Here is a 16,623-nt window from a genome sequence, read left to right as displayed (position 1 = left end):
GGTCTCTGCGATGCTGACCACCTAGATGCGAACTACTGGCACGATCAAGGGCGCACGTTACAAACGCATCGCCCGACGCCGCGGCAAGAAACGCGCCCTGGTCGCTTCCGGCAACTCCGTCCTGACGATCGTCTACCACCTGCTATCCGATCCTGATACCGACTACCAAGACCTCGGCGCCGACCACTACGACTCCCGGATCAACAAACAACGCCGCGCCCGCACCCTCATGCGCCAGATCGAACAACTCACCGGCCACAAGGTGATCCTCGAACCCCTCGACAGCACCGCAGCCTGACCCGACCACCACAAACCCGGCTCCGCTAACGCTCCGCCGGGTGCTGCCGCCTGCCCAGCTGAGCACCGATTTTCGAGTCAGCAAGAGCGTTAGCAGCGTCCCTCGGCGAGAAGTTGGCATCCTCGCCGCTCGTGACCGTACGCTCGCCTAGCCTTCTATGGTGACGCCGAGCACGATGATGATCGTTATGAGCAGACCTAGGATGAGTCCGACCACTTGGGGCGTCAGCTGGTTCCGCAACCGCTTCGGCGGCTGGAACCGTGCGGCTGGGTCCGTGCTCAACTCCCACCAGCTGACTACCCGCTGGAAATCCACGTGGAAATCGGGGTCGGGGTACCGGGTGCTGTGCTGGAGCGCAGGCAGTGAGCGACGCCGCCCGTCCGCGAGGGTGATACGAGCCGCGAGCACCGCCCCATATTCGCTCTTGGTCTCGCGTACGTCGATCCACCGGATCTCCTGCCAGGGGTAGATACGACCACGCCCGATACCCCAGCAGATGGTTATTCCGGCCGCCCCGACCGTGGTCCAGCTCCGGAGCGCCATGGAGATGCCGAGACCGACGAGCGCGGCCGTCCCGCCCAGCAACCAGCAGGAACCCACGACGCCGAGTCCAAAAAAGGCAAAGGCTCCTTCGACGACCAACCCGACGCCCAGCGCCGCAAAATGCCGCCAGGATGGGTGATACCGATCTTTCCCTCGGAAGCTCAGCTCGTTCACGGAGCGCACGCTACATCTCCGGCCCTCGAACGGATGAGCCGCCCCTGGCTGGCCGTCATCCGGCTTCGCTCCTGCTCACAGACGCAGGCCAGGTAATTCGAGGACAAGCCGACCCGGACCGCAGGGCCGGCCACGGCCCGAGGACCGGAAGCGGCGCGTCAGTCGATCGCCCCGACCCCGTGCAGCGCGCAACCATCCACTGCGATCGTTACGGCCTTCGCCGTCGCTCCCCTTCCTTGTAGCTGCCGTCCCTCCAGCCGTGGCCGGTGCATCAAGGCTCGACCTGTCGATCGCGTTGCGGCTTGGCCTTGACACGCCGGTCGCGGCTGGGAGACTGACGCAGCGTGAGAGAACGGCCCGTCTGCCGGTGGGCTGTCCCTGCGGGCTTAATGGTGTTCCGTGTCGGTGGGCGGCCGTCCGGTTCGGGCCGGGATCGGCCCGCAGAGGCCGCAGGCCCGGCCCGAGGGCCGGTCGGCCGCCGGCGGCTGTCCTTCCTGGTTGATGCTTGTCGCTTCAGTCTCACCAGATGCTTGACGGCATCAAGGCCGCCGGTCACGAAGAGCGGACAACGGATGAGATACCGATGTTCGTCCGCGCTCTCGTACGGTTTCAGCTGTAGAACGTTCAGGAGGCCGCCGTGGGTCTGGTCATCTTTCCTGGCAACGGCGATGTCGCCACGCCCGATGCGCAGTGGTCGTACTCGGGTTTCCACCGCTTCCGCAAGCATCTGGCAGCAGCCGAAGGCTTCGATCTGGGTACCTTGGTCGGATTTGGCGGCGACCGTTCATGGGACAGTGTCCAAACCAGCCTGCTTCCCCTGCTGAACAGGCCAGATGACGGCGGCGACGAGCTGCCTGTGGCAGAGTGCGCTCAGATGCTGCCTCGTTTGGTAGAGATCGTCTCCCAGTGGCGCGCCCAAGTCTCAGGCCCAGATCAAGACGACATCCAACACGGCGTGGATCTCATCCGAGTCCTACGGATCTGCATCGACCAGAACGTGCCCGCTTGCTTCTGCTAACGCGACACCTTCGGACCCGACGTCGGCCCGGCAAGACCGCCGGTTTCCTAGACCACTCGTCAGACATGCCCTGGGATTGGACATCAAGCATCTGGTGGGACTAGACAGCGAAGTGTCCGCCTCGTCCCGTCGCTGACCTCTGGTTTCCGCTGGCGCGAATGGCAGCGTTCAACGATGCCTAGCGCCTCATCGATCACTAAGACTTAGCAAGCCAGGGCCGTGCCCACTCCAGAGTCTCGCGGGACTGATTGACCATCGCCTCGGAGTCCAGCCCGGACGCCAGGTGCGCGTGAATGCCGCGTAGACGAACGTGAGGGCGTCGGAGACGATATCGCGGCAGTGCTCGTTGCTCTCGTGGTCCATGCCGAACGGTCCGGACATCGAAGGACAGCGACCACGTGCTCACCACGGCCTGGGGTGAGCGGATCCACCCTGACACGGCATCGTCGCTTATGGCCTCCCTGGCCGCCGGCACAGCAAGGCGGCTCCCGCCACTGCGCTCCCGCTGGCGCGGCTGCATGATCTCCGACACATCCACCCGACCCCGCGCTCTACCGGCACATCCTCCACGACTTGCCGTCGGCCGAAGCTCGATAGGGTGTACGAGCAAGAGGCCCCGCCGGGCTGGACCTGGCGGGGCGTCCTGTTACTCCTGCTTATCTACACAACGCAAGGCCCTGCACCGTAGCCTGTCGTTTGCGGACTCCAGGAGGTGCAGGGCTCGTGTCTGACGCTAACACGACACCGGACCCCGACGAGGGCATCGGCCGCCGAATTGCCCGGAAACGTAGCGCCCGCGGCCTGACACAGCAGGGTCTCGCCGACCGCGCGTACGTCAGCCGGAGTTTGATCCAACAGGTCGAGACCGGCCGGAAGCCGGCGACCCCCTCACTCGTCGCGGCGGTAGCCTCGGCGCTTCACATCGATCCGGTCACGCTGTACGGACAGCCGTACCGAGGCGCCACGATGCGGAAGGATCGCGTGCACGCGGCGATCCCCGACATCCGCAAGGCGCTGACGTACGTCGATCTGGCTCCAACGCTCGACACACCGCCTCGACCGCTCGCCGAGCTGGCGAAGACGGTCACCGAGGCCAAGCGGCTGCAGCAGCAGGCCCGTCACGTACAGCTCGGCGCGCGGCTGCCCGCGCTGATCGACGAACTGACCGTGCACGCCCACGACACCGACTCACCGCGTGCCTGGCGGCTGCTCAACCAGACGCACAGCCTCGCCAACTCGCTCTCGCGCCGCCTCGGATACACCGACCTCGCGCAACTGGCGATGGAGCGTGCAGCGCGGTCCGCCGATCGGTCCGACGACCCGAACCTTCCGCAGCTCGTCACCCTGTCACGCGCTTTGCTGCTCCTGACGATCGGCGCGTGGGATCCCGCACTCGCACTGCTCGACCACGCTGCCGGCCACGTCGAGCAGGACCGCCCGGAGTCGGTCACGGTCTTTGGCGCCCTGCATCTGCGCGCCGCGATCGTCGCTGCACGCGCCGGCCGGGAAACCGAGGCGTGGGGGCACCACGGCATTGCCGACGATGCGGCCCGGCGCATCGGTCCGCGCGTACGCGATGAGTACGGGGTCCAGCTCACGGCCGCGAACGTGGACATTCACGGGGTGGCCGTCGCAGTCGAGCTCACGGACTTCGACGAGGCGATTCGGCGGGACTCCCGCCTATCGCTGCCGTCATCGATGCCGGCGGACCGGCGTGCTCACCATGAGATCGACGTGAGTCGTGCTCTCGTCTCGACTGGCCAGCACGACCGCGCACTCCGTCGTATCCAGTCCGCCGAGAAGACGGCGCCCCAGATGACCTGGTATCACCCGATGGCCCGCGAAACGGTCGGCCGCCTGGTCGACCACTATCGGGCGCTACCCGAACCGCTACGCGCGATTCAGGAGCATATGTCGCTGTCCTGAGCAGCCCGTCAAGGACTCCGATGCGTACAACTCGTGTGCATTGTTGGCCTCTCGCCTACCTAGCGTGATCCGTCGTTACCAGACCACGCGGATACCGGGGAGGCATGGGATGGTCACGCAGGACACGGGTACCTCACCATCGATCGACATCGTCAGGGGCCTGGTGCTCAAGCTGGCACCGCTGTTACGGCGCGACGGCTTGAACGTCGCCGTTCACCGAGACGGCGTCGTCGAGGTCCGGAACCCCGGCGATACGCGGATGACACAGCCGATCGTCGTCCGTGAGCACCAGGGCGCCTGGTGGTGGCACTGGCAGTGGTCCGGGCCGTCCCGTGACGCGCCGCCCGAGTACGAACCGATGGTGCCCGTGGATGACGTCGAGGAGGCGGCCCGCCGCCTTGCGAACGTCCTGCACGTCGCCGAGCCTTCCGGGGCCGAGCAGTGATCGCGGGCATCCGGCGCATCGTCGGCATCGAGCCAGCCGGGCCGATGCCTCCCGCCCAGCGCGTGGTCGTCGCCGACCCGAGCCCCCAGGATCTGGCCGCGGTTCAGGCGGCCTGCGGCGGCTGGGCGGTGATGTGGTCGCGCTGGCGTCGCGCGTACACCGCGTTCGCCACGTTCGCCGGGGGCCCGCTCATCGTCGACGAGCCGGACCCCGCGCGGCTGCTGCAACGGTGCCGGGAAGTCCGGAACGCCGTGGCACACGGTCAGGCGATGATCGCATGAGCCTCGGTGATCAGATCGGCGACTTCCGGCGCCTGCTCGATGAGGTGCCGTCGTCGGGCAACCGAACCCTCAGGCGCAACTCGCCGCGCTCGAGCGCCTCATCCGCCTCTTCCCCGACGAGGCGCGGGCGATCCTCGCCCGTCGCGACGCCGGGGCGTAGACGTGCGCGCGCTCCTCAACGAAGCCGACCCGACAACCGGATGGCGGAGCGCGCCCACCACACCTTCGTACAGCCGTCGCAGCCCCCTGATGACGGCCGTACGGGCCAGACGGGCCGCCGGGTCGAGCGCGAGTCGACGACCGGGGAAGCTTGCGCTCACCGGCGGCCCACCCTGAGACGTCCCGGCACACCATCGCGACCGCTGCGCGTGCCGGGGCAGGAGACCGCCGGGCGCGGGGCCTGGGAATCCCGCCCGGCGGTCCCCAAGACCGCGGCATGGCGCGCAACTGTGTCCAGGCCGCTGCTGTTCCGCGGAGCACCGCGGCAAGGACGTTGACGAGGCCGACCGGACGGCCCCGTCATCAGCAGGGCACGGCCGGGCGCCGTGCGAACCCGTCCGAAGGAGGGATCAGATGACCGTCACCGCACCCGAGATGAGCGCGACGTCTTTGCCGGAGGTGTTCCAGGCACCTGCCGACCCGACGCCGCAGACCGATCACCTGTTCACCGGGACGAAGCACCACATCGTCCAGACGCCGCCGGTGCGCAACGACTACAAGAAGACCGCGGGCAGCTCCGACGGGGCCAAGACCTACGACACGACGGCCAAGTGACCTGCGGAATCCACCCATCGGACGGGACCCGGCCGACGGCCGGGTCCCGTTCGGTCTACAGAGACGAAAGGGATCAGCTGTGCTGACCTTGCAGATCAACCCCGAACGACTCGGGACGGGTCCTTCACCGGCATGGAGGTGGAACGGAACCTCGTACGTCACCAGCGACGGCAGCCGGGTGACGCCGTTCGCGCACCAGATGGTCGAGCAGGCCGCCGCCACCGACGGCACCCGCACCGCGATCATCGTCCGGGAACGCGTCCCCCGGCGGCCGGGCGCGACCCCGGCACCCGTGTCGGTCACGCCCGGGGAGCTGGACGTGATCATCGCCCAGGCCCGGCGCTGGCCGGTCGACCATCTGCTGATCGAGACCGCCCCGCATCGGCCGGTACGGATCACCGCCGGGGGTGTCCGGTCCACCCCATTGTTCCTGGCCCACTCCGACGGGGTCCTGTACGGGTCCTGGGACCTCGCCGATCTCAAACGGTTCGCCGGCGACATCAACCCCAAAGAGGCAACCCGCCTGCTGATCTACCGGCCGCGCTACAGCACCGACACCGCCTTCACCGGCATCAGGCGGTTGACCGAGCGCGCCACCGCCGTCGTCGGCGGAGACCTCGTCATCCGCTATCCCGACCCGGTTCTGCACGCCCAACCCCGCGACCTGGTCGAGGGCGCCGATGTTTTAGCGGCCTTCACCGCCGGAATCGACACCGCGCTGGACGCCCGGCCGATCGACCCCGACTCTACGCTCTGCCATCTGACCGGGGGTCTGGACTCCGGTTCGATAGCCACCCGTGCGGCTCGCCGGTGGCCTGGGCGGATCAACACGCGACGCTGATCGTCATCGGTCCGGGCCGCCAGCAGCAGATCCGCCGCCGGGCCGAAATCCGCGACCGGCTTCCCTTCGGACCATACGACCTGCAACTGGACACCAGTGATCGGCTGATGTTCGGACCGGCCTGCCCACGGGTCCGCGGCGAGCTGGTCAGCCCCTACGACGAACCGCTGTATGAGCACTTCACCGAGCTCAACACCCTGATCGCCGCAGTGGACGCGCACACGGTGATCACCGGCCTGGGCGGGGATGAGATGGTCGCCGTCGGGTCGGCGGAATCGGCCGAGGCCGCCGCCGACAAGGCCGACAACTTCGACCTGCCATGGCTCGGGCCGCGGGCACGCGCCGCGATCGAGTACGGGGACGACGGCATCGCGCCGCCCACGATGGCCGGCGGGATCACGCTCCTGGCGGCCGAGTGCGTCGCGCCGCCGCTGCTGCACGCCGGGCTATGGCCGGTGCATCCGTTCACTCACCGGGCGCTGATCGAACTCGGCGACCAGCTCCCGTTCTTCTGGCGCGACCTCAAGAAGCTCCAGCGCGATCACCTGGCAACCTTCGGGCTCAGCCACGACGCCTGCAACCCCAACGAACGCGAGAGTTTCGCCGAACTCGTCGAAGAATCGCTCCGGGTGAACGGGCTGCCTCTGCTGCGGCGCATCCTGACGGAGGGGTCACCGCTGATTGAGGCCGGACTTCTCGACCCCGACGGCCTTAAGGCCCTCGTCAGCGAGCTGGAAGACGATGGCGTCTACCGCGAGGAGTACCACTCCAAGCTGGTCGAGGTCATCACCCTCGATCAGGCCGTCAGAGCGTTCCTGACCTGACACTGGCCTCGGCCCCGAACCAGGGCGACAGATCAAGCCGCTCGGCTCGTCGCGCCATCATGTACAGCCGGGTGTGGGTCCGCTGCTCGGTACGCACCAGCTCGAATCCCTGCGTCTGGTTGTAGCGGGCCACGCCCAGGAAGTGGCAGTGCCTTCGTACCCACGGCAGCCCGAGCCGGGCGGCGCGATCGACCGCCCACCAGGCCATCGCTGTGCCCGGCTTCCGCCCCCGGAACGCCGGGTCGGTGATCGAGCCCGACAGGTACAGGGCCGCCTCGGCTCGCTCGGCAGCCGTCCACCCCCACGGCGGGCCTTGGTCCTGTACCACCATCTGGCCGACGACGCCGTGTTCGTCGTCGACCAGCACCCACACGTCTCCGGCCGGGTTGTCGCACTGGGCGACCAGGTCATCCACCGCGTCCCGCCAGCTTTCCAGACCGTTCCGCTCCAGCCAGTCACATCGGGCCTGCGCCATATCGAGGACCTGCGCCTTGTCGGCGGTCGTGGCAAGACGCATCTGCATCATCAGCCCATTGTGTTCCACCACGTCCGCCGTAGGCGGCCTAATGGACTGGACACTGGCGGCGGTTGATGGCCCGGCCCGACTCGTACTTGCGGTACGTCATCGACGAAGGCCCTAACCGGACACAACGACCGGATAAGGCGGGAAGGCTGTTGCCCTCGAGGCCGAAGCTGAGGTGGATGAAGCCGGGGACCTTGGGCCGCCAGATGTCGGGGGGACTGTACGGTCAACTGGACACACCCATGTCCAGACATCACATGGTGCCCCGGGCAGGATTCGAACCTGCAGCACACGGTTTTATTCAACGTGTGCAGGTGTTCTGATAGTCGAAGGCCGGTAGGTAGCGTGTCCACTGTTCGCGGTTGAGGCCGCCGCCGGTCACCAGGCACGTCGTTTCCACGAGGTGGCGACGGAGTTCATAGGTCGGTTTCAGATCCCAGAGGACGACGTCGCCGGCGCTGCCTGCGGTCGCCAGCGTCTCGCCGTTGGCGGAGAACACCATGTGGCCGACTGTGTCGAGGTTGTCGGTCAGTGCCGTTCCCAGTTGCCGGGGCAGGATGCGATTGCCGAGATCCCAGAGGTAGGCGTTCCCGTCGATCCCTCCGGTCACCATGATGTCGGTCGTCGGGGCGAACACGACGGACGGCGCGTTGCTGCCGTGGGGAACGAGGGGGTCACCGAGACGCCGCGGATGCGCAGGATCGTGGAGATCCCAGAGGATGACCGCCCCATCCGCGTCGCTGGTGGCCGCCAGATCCCCCGTGGGAGACATCGCCGCGAAGACGACCTCTTTGGTATGGCCGGTAAGTGCCGGGCCCCGTTGCAGCGGGTGCCTGGGGTTCGTGATATCCCACAGGCGGGTGCCGTTCATGACGCCTTCGGTGGTGGGTCCCCCACGCGACTGTGACCCGCGCAGGAGCGCGAGTGTCCGGCCGTCGCGCACGCGCCAGATCCCGAGTACGCCCTCGTTGCTGAGCACTCGGGCCAGGCGGCGGGGCCGGCCGGGCTGCCGTACGTCCCAGAGGATCGTGCCGTCGTCGCCGCCCATGAGGAGGCTCTTGCCGTCGGGGGTGAAGAGAAGCGACCGTACGATCCCTATGGGGCCGGTGAGCGACGGCGTCAATCTGCGAGGGCGGACGCGGTCGGTCAGGTCCCACAGGATGACGGTCTCCTTGCCGTCGCCGGTCGCCAGCGTCCTGCCGTCGGGTGAGAAGGCGACGGCGTCGACGCCCTCACCGGTGTGCCCGGTCAGCGTGCCGAGCCGGCGCGGCCGGGCGCGGTCGGCGACGTCCCACAGCTCGACGGTGGTGTCCCGTCCACCGGTCGCGATCATCGTGCCGTCTTGGGACATGGCCAGGGAGTAGATCTCTTTGTATCTCCCCGTCTTGTGCCCGACCAACGGGGCGCCGAAGGGGCGGGGGTGGCCGGCGCGCTTCAGGTTCCAGAGAGTCACCTGGCCTTCGTCGCCTCCGCTGGCGACCATGTGGCCGTCCGGCGAGAACGCCATCGTGACGTCGTCGGCACCTGCGGTGAGCCGTTCGGTCCGCTCGGGGAAGTCGGGGCTGGTGACGTCCCAGAGGAGCAGCCCGGTGTCACGCGAGCCGGTCGTGGCCAGTATGGGCCCCTGGGGAGAGAACGTGGCCTTCGAGAAGAACGTGACGCGGATGAGGTCACGTGCGGGACGCGGTCTGGCCGGATCACTCACGTTCCACAGTGCGGTGCCGCGAAGGCTTCCGCCGACGGCGAGCAACTTGCCGTCGGCGGAGAACGAGAGACTGTAGGCGATGTCGCGCTGCACGGGCACGCGGCCGAGCAGCCGCGGTCGATCGCGCCGTTCGATGTCCCAGAGCATCACGGGGGCGTCGATCCCCGCGGCGGCGATCCTGGTGCCGTCGGGAGAGAACCCGATGGCGGAGAGCTGTTTCCCCTGGGCGGCGAACGGTGGACCGAGTCGGCGGATGCCCGCCGGATCGGTGAGATCCCACAGCTGAAGCCCGGGTTTCTCCTTGCTCGACGTGGCGAGGACGGTGCCGTCCCGTGACACCTGAGCCTTACCGTCGCGGTATTTCTCGCCCTTGAGCGGGTTCCCCACCGGCTGCGGCCGTGCCGGGTCGCTCAGGTCCCAGACGGTGGCGAAACCGGCTGAGCTCGCGGTGACGAGCCGGCGCTCGTTTGAGGAGAACGCCGCCGTGGTGACGGGCGAGTCGAAGGCGGTGAACGGGCGACCGAGCGCGCGTGGACGCAGCGGGTCGCGCAGGTCCCACAGCATGACCTGGCCGGTCGCGAACCCGGCGGCGAGATATCGTCCGCTGGGCGAGTAGGCGATCGAGCCCACCTGGCTTTTCACTCCGGTGAGCTGCCCGGCAAAGGGCGTGGTGGTGATCGCCCTTTGCAGCGAGGCGTAGGTCTCCGGGTCGGGATGGATCCGGTGGGCGGCGACGTTGAGCATCAGCGCTGTCCGGGGATCGGTGTCCAAGGCCGTCTCGGCCTTGGACACGAGCTGCCGGGCGGTGGCGATCCGTTCCTGTTCCCGAGCCGTCCTTGCCTGGACCAGGGCGAGGCCCGCCAGGACGAGGGCCGCGACTGCCAACCCGGACAGTGCGGTGAGCGTGAGGCGCCGCCGACGTCTGCCGCGGTTCTCGGCGTGCGCACTGGCGTCCAGGAATTCTCGCGCGAGGCCGGTCAGGGGGTCGTCCTGCCAACGGGCTTCGGCCTGCCGGATCGCGGCCAGCCGGGTGCCCCGGTAGAGGTAGGAGGGCGCCCGATCGTTGCCGTTCCACTGCTCGGCGGCGTCGGACAGCTGACTGCGGAGGGCCTGACCGGTCAGGTCGGCCTCCATCCACTGGCGTAGGCGGGGCCACTTCAGCAGGAGGGCGTCGTGGGCGATCTGCACCGAGCCGGTGTCGACGACGATCAGGCGGCGCTTGGCGAAGACTTCCAGGACCTCCGCCGGGTCGTCGCCGCCCTTCATCTCCGCGAGCGCCGTCCGGGACACCGTGCGGCGGGTCAGCCTGGCCTCCGGTGAGACGGCCGTCAGCTGCTGAAACATTCGGCGGGCCAGGTCGCGGCGGTCGCGGTCGAGGCCGTCGAAGGCGGCCTCCGCGCTCGTCGCGACCGCGTGGGTGACACCGCCGGTGAGCGCGTAGCCGCGGCCGGTGAGGCGATTGCCCTCGCGGTGCTCCCAGACGGTCAGCATCGTCTGGGACAGCAGCGGCAGGGTGCCCGCGTCGAACCCGCCGGCCGGAGAACGCAGCTCGGCCAGGATGGTGTCGACCAGGCCGGGTTCGATCTCCAGCCCTGCCGCTCCGGCGGGCACTGTGATCGCGGCGCGCAACTCCGGCTCCGTCATCGCGCCGAGGACGAACTGCCTCTCCTGTAACGCCTCGACCAGCTCCGGGTGGTCGGCGCACCGGTCGATGACGTCGCCGCGTACAGCGATCACGACCAGCGCGGCCGGGGTTCCGGTGGCTCCTGTCGGCACGGTCGCGGCGGCGTGTAGTGCAGCGATGAACGCCGCACGCTCGGATGCGGCCTCCTCGCCATCGCCGGTGGCGAAGACCTCCTCGAACTGATCGACCACCAGGATCATGCGGCATGCCGGGACGATCTCGGGAGGAAGCTCCCGTCGGCGCGCGTCGTGGTCCACGGCCTGCCGGACGAGGAGCGACGCGTCTTTCGGGGCACGTCTCAGCGCGTCCAGCACCGTGGGCGCGTCGATACCGGCCAGCCCGGCCAGCAAGGTCGCCAGGTGAGACAGCGGGGAGCGCGTGGGCTGATCCAGCACAAGCCGGGGCCAGTGCCGCGCCGACTCGGACAGGTCACCTCGTGCGATCGCGGGGAAGAGCCCGGCCCGCAGCAGCGAGGACTTTCCCGCTCCGGACGCGCCGGTCATGACGACCATCCCGGGCCCGGTCAGCCGCTGGGACAAGGTGCTGACCAACTGTGCGGTGACGACCTCGCGTCCGAAGAACACCTCGGCGTCGGCCTCGCGGTAGGTGGCCAGGCCTTTGTAGGGGCTGCCATCCCTCCACCGCACACCCTCGGCCGAGCCCGCCCCGCCCTGATCCCCCTCGGAACGAGTCCGCCGTTCGATCACCGCGAGACGGTCCAGCATCAACCGGGTATCGGTCGCCTGCCGGTACTGGAGGTCCACCGCGATCTGGAGTTCCGCACGCTGCTGGTCGACGCCTTCCCGGATCGCTCTCAGCTGGCCCCCGACATCGGACAGCACGAAGGAGAACTCGGAGAACTCGGCGGCGAGCCCGGCCAGGCCCTCGGCCAGCGCCACTTGCAGTTCCCGGTCACCGCTTTGAACGGCCGCCTCGATCGCCGTCCCGACCAACCCGAACTCCCGCAGCACGCCCGCGATCTCCGCGCGCAGCCGCTCCGCGGACTCGCCTCCGGCGTCCAGCACCTCCTGGAACCGCCGTTCCAGCTCCGTCTCGAGGTCTCCGTCCGACGGCTCGCGGCCGCCGGCCCCCAGGCTCTCCACGGCGGCCTTCACCACATCGGCCAGCACGCTCCCGCCGACCGCCGTGACGGCGCTGATCCCCGCCCCGACCAAGGCCGACGCGCCCACGCCCGAAAGCAACAGCGGCGCGAACGCCCCCGCCGACAACACCGCCAGCAGTACCGGCGGAGTCCACGAACGCACCCTCTTCGCAGCCGACCGCACCGACCGGGCGACCCCGCCACGCGCCAGATCCGGCAGATCACCCCGAGACTCGACGCTCACACGGCCACTATCGCCTACCCGACGAACGAATCGGAGGTTCCCGGCGCGATTGGTCTCAGACTCGGATGTGCCGGCCGTCTCGGGCCCGGACCGGGCGAGCGCGCCGTCGACACCGCGAGCGGCCATGGTTCATCGCTGGTGGTTCAGGCGTGACGCCGGAGCGGTCGACGGGCTCGCGGGGATCAGGCGAAGGGCCGGTGGGTGACGGCCAGGCACTCGAGGAGCGCGGCCGCCTCCTCGGGGGGATCGTGGCGCGCGAAGTCCGTCCGGATCTCGCCGGCCCGCCTCCGGTAGGACGGGTCCGCGAGGACCGTGCGCACGGCCGCGCCGACCTGGTCCGGGTCGGGCCGGGCCGACCGCAGGTCGATCCCCACACCGGTGTACGCGATGCGTGCGCAGATGGCCGGCTTGTCCTCCGTACGGCCGCCGGCGACCATCGGCACGCCGTGGGCGAGGGCCGCGAGCACGCCGCCGATGCCGCCGTTGGTCACCATGACATCGACGTGCGGCAGCAGGAAAGGGTACGGGATCATCGGCACGTACCGGGCGTTCTCCGGGAGCGGTCCCTCGACGCCCGGCCCGGTCACGACGACGAGCACCTTCTCGTCGGCCAGTGCCCGCAGCGTCGGCACGACCAGGCCGGCCGGGTCGGTGGCCACCGTGCCCTGGGTGACGTGGACCACCGGGCGGTCCGCCGCCGTCACCTCATCCCACCATTCGGGCGGCGTGAAGGCGCTGGGGGCGGGCGGCAGCAGCGGGCCGACGTAGCGGACCTGCGGCGGCAGCTCATCGCGCGGGTACTCGAACGCGGCGGTCCCGGTCTGGACCTGCAGGTACGGCGAGATGGTCAGTTCCCATCCGGCGCGCTCGACCGGCGCGAGGCCGAGCGTGGCCCGCAGCTCGTTCAGCGCGTCGGTGACACCGCGCAGGTGCACGTGCGCCGTCTCCCGGTTCAGCGCGCGGTAGTGCTCGCGGACCTTCGGGTCGTCGGAGTACGGCGCGACGCGCGGCGAGTCGCTGAACAGCTCCGGCGAGCTGAGTGGCGGAATGGCGGAGTCGGGCAGGCTCGGCAGCGGTGACACGCCGAGCCGCGCCCACGGAGGGCCGCCCAGGTCGTGCAGCAGCATCGGGCCGAGGCCGGCGGTCGACTCGTTGAGCACGACGTCCGCCGGGAAGTCCTCGAGGATCTCCTGGTAGTCGCGGAGCTGCCCGAGCGCGGGGGCGACGAAGAGCCGGCGCAGCGCGCCCTCCACCGCCGCCCAGCCTCGCCTCGGATCGGGCTTGGCCATCAGCTCCTCGAACCGCGGCGCGTGCCGCATCGGCACCCACGTCGCCCCGGTGCGCCGCACCGGCTCGGTGAACTCCGGCCCGGTGTGCCACCGGACCTCATGGCCGCGGCCGGTGAGCGCCGCGGCGATCGGGAGCGCCGGGTACACGTGCCCGGTCTCTGGCATCGTGCTGATCAGGATTCTGGCCATGTCATCCCATCCCTCGGTATGTCCCGTGCCGAGCCACCCGGCACCGAGCCGCCTGATACCAATCCGCCTGATGCCGATCCGCGTGGCGTGGATCCGTTTCGGTGGGCGGTCATCGTGTGCCAGATCCGCGCGACCCCGGTGTAGAGCGGCGTGACGGCGTGCCAGCCCAGGGCCGCCCGCGCGAGGCCGGTGTCCAGCCACACGGTGGGCCGGTCGTACGGCCGGGGCGGATGGCGTTCCACGGCCGGCCGCCGCCCGATCACGTCACCGACCACGCCGAGCAGGCGGTTCAGGGAGACGGGCGTGCCGGATCCGATGTTCAGCACCGCGGGCAGGTCCTTGTCCGGGCCCATCGCGTGCACGGTGGCCATCGCGCGGACGACGTCGTCGACGTAAACGTAGTCGCGGCCGACGTCCGGGTCGCCGAAGAGGCGCAGGGGGCGCCCTTCGGCCACGGCCTCGAGCCATCGGGCGACCACGCCGTACCCGCCCGGGCCGCCATGCCGCGGGCCGTAGACGTTCGCGAGTCGCAGCACGACGGGACGCACCGCCCCCGCGCGGGACAGCAGCTCCTCCTCCATCCGGAGCTTGGCGGCGCCGTACGCCCCGGAGGGCCGCGCCGGAGCGTCTTCCGCGTACGGCGGCGCGGCGCGCGGGTCGTACACCGTGCCGCCGGAGCCGGTCAGCATGACCGTCGGCCGGTGGCCGGCGCGGGACAGCCCGTCCAGCAGCTCGGTGAACGCCGCCCGGTCGGCCTCCGCGCGTTCAACGGCACCGGGCGTGATGCCGGACGCGAGATAGAAGACGGTGCGCGTGGCGAGCAGAGAGGGAGACGGCACGCCGTCCCGTACCGCCGGTTCCTGGCGGGTGAACGGCAGCACCGGCACACCCGACCGGCGGAGGGCGGCCGCGAGCCGGGAGCCGATCGCCCCGTTCGCGCCGACGACGGCCGCCGCCCGGGTGCATTCCCCAGGAGTCACAGCGACCGCTGGTAGGCGCGGAAGGAGCGCACCGCGACCAGGCCGCAGCCGAGCGCGAGTGCGGCCAGCCACAGGAGCCGCATGAAGACGAGCCGCCAGTCGGGGTCGGCGGCGAGGGCGCTGCGGCCCGCGAACACCGCCCAGTCCACCGGGTTGAACCGGGCGACCTGCCGGATCCAGCCGGCCGCCAGCCGCGCGTCCATGAACGCCGAGCTCAGGAAGACCAGCGGCAGCAGGACGAACTGGATCGTCGCGGTCAGCGACTGCGCGCGCCGGATGACGAGGGCGAACGCCATCGAGAGGGAGCCGACCGCCAGGACGATGAGCATCGCGGCCAGCACGACCACGGCCACTCCCGCGAGGCCGCCCGGGAAGCGCGCTCCGACCGCGTACGCGAGCGCCAGCACGATCAGCGACTGCGCGGCGACGGTGATCGCCTGGCTCGCCAGGTGGCCCGCGATGAGCGCCGCCCGGGAGACGGGCGAGATCAGGAAGCGGTCGAGGACGCCGCGGTCCAGCTCGATCAGGACGTCCCCGCCGCTCCAGGCGCCTCGCGTCAGCGCCATCATGACGAGGACGCCCGGAGTCAGGTAGTCGATGTACGACCGGCTGCCGAACCCGCCCAGATCGGTGACCCGGTGGAACAGCTGGCCGAAGATCAGCAGCCAGACGGCCGGCTGCACCAGCCCGATCAGCAGGAAGAGCGGTTCACGCCGCGTCCCGCGCAGGAGCCGTGCGGTCATGTACCAGGACTGGGTGATCGTCTCGGTCATCGTTCCGTCTCTCGTATCGACCGGCCGGCGTAGTGCAGGTAGACGTCGTGGAGGGACGGCATGGCGACCGTCACGGACGCGGCGGCGACGCCGTCGGCCGTCAGGGCGGCGAGCACCTGGGGCACGGCGACGGCGGCGTCGTCGACCCGCGCGCGGACCGCGACGCCTTCGGCGACCACCTCGCGGACGAGGGTCAGGCCGTCGAGGGCGCGCCGGGCCGCACCGACCATGCCCGGTTCGACCAGTTCGACGACGACCGCGTCGCCGTTCAGGTCGTCCTTGAGCCGGCCGGGGCTGCCCTCGGCGACCACGCGCCCGCGGTCGAGGATGCTCACGCGGTCGGCCAGCCGGTCGGCCTCTTCCAGGTAGTGCGTGGTGAGCAGGATCGTCAGGCGTTCCTGCCGGGCCAGGCGGGCGATGTGCTCCCAGATCTCCGACCGGATCTCCGGGTCGAGGCCGGTCGTCGGCTCGTCGAGGAAGAGGACGCGCGGCCGGTGGATCAGGCTCATCGCGATGTCCAGCTTCCGCTTCGTCCCGCCGGAGTAGCCGCCGGCGACCCGCTCCGCGACCGCCCCCACGTCCAGCAGTTCCACCAGTTCATCGACCCGGCGCGCCAGCTCCGCCCGGGACATGCCGTGCAGCCGGCCCTGGAGCGTGAGGTTCTCGCGGCCGGTGGCGGCGGGGTCGACGCCGGACCGCTGCGTCACGCAGCCGATCACCCGGCGCACCCGCCGTGGTTCCGCGACCACGTCGAGGCCGGCGATCCGCACGGTTCCCGAGTCGGGCCGGGCCAGCGTGGTGAGGATCTTCATCGTCGTGGACTTGCCCGCCCCGTTCGGCCCCAGCAGGCCGAACACGGTTCCCGTGGGGACGGTGAATCCGACCCCGTCGAGGGCCCGGACGTCGCCCGGGTACCGCTTGGTCAGGTCGCGGACCTCGACGGCCGCGACCGGCTCGGGCGTCTTGGTACCCGGTGATACGGCGACGGCGCGTGGCAACGGGGGCTCCTC

Annotated in this window: 15 protein-coding genes; 8 read left to right on the top strand and 7 right to left on the bottom strand. The window is 69.9% G+C overall.

Translation table 11 applies throughout. The features are described 5' to 3' along the window. The first annotated feature begins 25 nt into the window (after positions 1-25). Positions 26-298: a hypothetical protein gene (locus tag ABEA24_RS48415; protein WP_345442408.1), complete on the top strand. Its 273-nt coding sequence runs from the start codon at positions 26-28 to the stop codon at positions 296-298. A 147-nt stretch (positions 299-445) separates the two neighbouring features. Here ABEA24_RS48415 and ABEA24_RS48410 read toward each other — a convergent pair whose 3' ends face one another. After that, the gene (locus ABEA24_RS48410) at positions 446-1,015 is read right to left on the bottom strand and encodes a PH domain-containing protein (RefSeq protein WP_345442406.1); all 570 of its coding nucleotides are present in this window, start codon (positions 1,013-1,015) and stop codon (positions 446-448) included. A 637-nt stretch (positions 1,016-1,652) separates the two neighbouring features. On the opposite strand from ABEA24_RS48410, the gene ABEA24_RS48405 reads away from it, so the two are divergent. From ABEA24_RS48405 to ABEA24_RS48375, 7 genes are all read left to right on the top strand, one after another. Beyond that, positions 1,653-2,033 carry a hypothetical protein gene (locus tag ABEA24_RS48405; RefSeq protein WP_345442403.1) on the top strand — a complete coding sequence of 127 codons (381 nt, stop codon included), beginning with the start codon at positions 1,653-1,655 and terminating at the stop codon, positions 2,031-2,033. Between the two features lie 723 nt (positions 2,034-2,756). Beyond that, positions 2,757-3,959 (top strand): helix-turn-helix domain-containing protein, encoded by a 1,203-nt coding sequence (locus ABEA24_RS48400; protein WP_345442400.1) that lies wholly within the window; start codon positions 2,757-2,759, stop codon positions 3,957-3,959. Between the two features lie 109 nt (positions 3,960-4,068). Continuing rightward, entirely contained in the window at positions 4,069-4,404 is a 336-nt protein-coding gene (locus tag ABEA24_RS48395) for a hypothetical protein (RefSeq protein ID WP_345442397.1), read from the top strand. Further along, positions 4,401-4,685: a hypothetical protein gene (locus tag ABEA24_RS48390; RefSeq protein WP_345442394.1), complete on the top strand. Its 285-nt coding sequence runs from the start codon at positions 4,401-4,403 to the stop codon at positions 4,683-4,685. The genes ABEA24_RS48395 and ABEA24_RS48390 overlap by 4 nt, the downstream gene beginning before the upstream one ends. A gap of 573 nt (positions 4,686-5,258) precedes the next feature. Next, positions 5,259-5,459 carry a hypothetical protein gene (locus ABEA24_RS48385; protein WP_345442391.1) on the top strand — a complete coding sequence of 67 codons (201 nt, stop codon included), beginning with the start codon at positions 5,259-5,261 and terminating at the stop codon, positions 5,457-5,459. Positions 5,460-5,538: 79 nt separating this feature from the next. Further along, entirely contained in the window at positions 5,539-6,300 is a 762-nt protein-coding gene (locus tag ABEA24_RS48380; protein ID WP_345442389.1) for an asparagine synthetase B family protein, read from the top strand. Beyond that, positions 6,270-7,124, top strand: a complete 855-nt coding sequence (locus ABEA24_RS48375) for a hypothetical protein (protein WP_345442386.1) — start codon at positions 6,270-6,272, stop codon at positions 7,122-7,124. Before ABEA24_RS48380 ends, ABEA24_RS48375 begins: the two co-directional genes overlap by 31 nt. Here the strand turns inward: ABEA24_RS48375 and ABEA24_RS48370 are convergent. The 6 genes from ABEA24_RS48370 to ABEA24_RS48345 all read right to left on the bottom strand — a co-directional run bounded on the left by ABEA24_RS48370 (position 7,105) and on the right by ABEA24_RS48345 (position 16,611). After that, positions 7,105-7,650: a GNAT family N-acetyltransferase gene (locus ABEA24_RS48370; protein WP_345442383.1), complete on the bottom strand. Its 546-nt coding sequence runs from the start codon at positions 7,648-7,650 to the stop codon at positions 7,105-7,107. The two genes, ABEA24_RS48375 and ABEA24_RS48370, sit on opposite strands and share 20 nt — an antisense overlap. Positions 7,651-7,948: 298 nt before the next feature. Further along, a complete protein-coding gene (locus ABEA24_RS48365) occupies positions 7,949-12,382 on the bottom strand; it encodes an nSTAND1 domain-containing NTPase (protein WP_345442380.1) in 4,434 nt (1,477 codons plus the stop codon). A gap of 182 nt (positions 12,383-12,564) precedes the next feature. Continuing rightward, positions 12,565-13,860 (bottom strand): glycosyltransferase, encoded by a 1,296-nt coding sequence (locus ABEA24_RS48360; RefSeq protein ID WP_345442377.1) that lies wholly within the window; start codon positions 13,858-13,860, stop codon positions 12,565-12,567. Further along, entirely contained in the window at positions 13,845-14,840 is a 996-nt protein-coding gene (locus ABEA24_RS48355) for an NAD-dependent epimerase/dehydratase family protein (RefSeq protein WP_345442374.1), read from the bottom strand. Before ABEA24_RS48355 ends, ABEA24_RS48360 begins: the two co-directional genes overlap by 16 nt. Then, on the bottom strand, positions 14,837-15,613 hold the full coding sequence (locus tag ABEA24_RS48350; protein WP_345442371.1) for an ABC transporter permease: 777 nt from the start codon (positions 15,611-15,613) through the stop codon (positions 14,837-14,839). The genes ABEA24_RS48355 and ABEA24_RS48350 overlap by 4 nt, the downstream gene beginning before the upstream one ends. Continuing rightward, positions 15,610-16,611, bottom strand: a complete 1,002-nt coding sequence (locus ABEA24_RS48345) for an ABC transporter ATP-binding protein (protein WP_345442369.1) — start codon at positions 16,609-16,611, stop codon at positions 15,610-15,612. Before ABEA24_RS48345 ends, ABEA24_RS48350 begins: the two co-directional genes overlap by 4 nt. Between the last annotated feature and the right edge of the window lie 12 nt (positions 16,612-16,623).

It is taken from the genome of Actinoallomurus vinaceus, assembly GCF_039542055.1.
GTDB lineage: Bacteria > Actinomycetota > Actinomycetes > Streptosporangiales > Streptosporangiaceae > Actinoallomurus > Actinoallomurus vinaceus.
This window is presented reverse-complemented; position numbering and strand designations above follow the sequence as displayed.

Excerpts from the sequence above, each read along its gene's own strand:
- ABEA24_RS48350 (WP_345442371.1), bottom strand. The coding sequence starts at position 15,613 with ATGACCGAGACGATCACCCAGTCCTGGTACATGACCGCACGGCTCCTG.
- ABEA24_RS48370 (WP_345442383.1), bottom strand. The coding sequence starts at position 7,650 with ATGATGCAGATGCGTCTTGCCACGACCGCCGACAAGGCGCAGGTCCTC.
- ABEA24_RS48360 (WP_345442377.1), bottom strand. The coding sequence starts at position 13,860 with ATGGCCAGAATCCTGATCAGCACGATGCCAGAGACCGGGCACGTGTAC.
- ABEA24_RS48395 (WP_345442397.1), top strand. The coding sequence starts at position 4,069 with ATGGTCACGCAGGACACGGGTACCTCACCATCGATCGACATCGTCAGG.
- ABEA24_RS48415 (WP_345442408.1), top strand. The coding sequence starts at position 26 with ATGCGAACTACTGGCACGATCAAGGGCGCACGTTACAAACGCATCGCC.
- ABEA24_RS48385 (WP_345442391.1), top strand. The coding sequence starts at position 5,259 with ATGACCGTCACCGCACCCGAGATGAGCGCGACGTCTTTGCCGGAGGTG.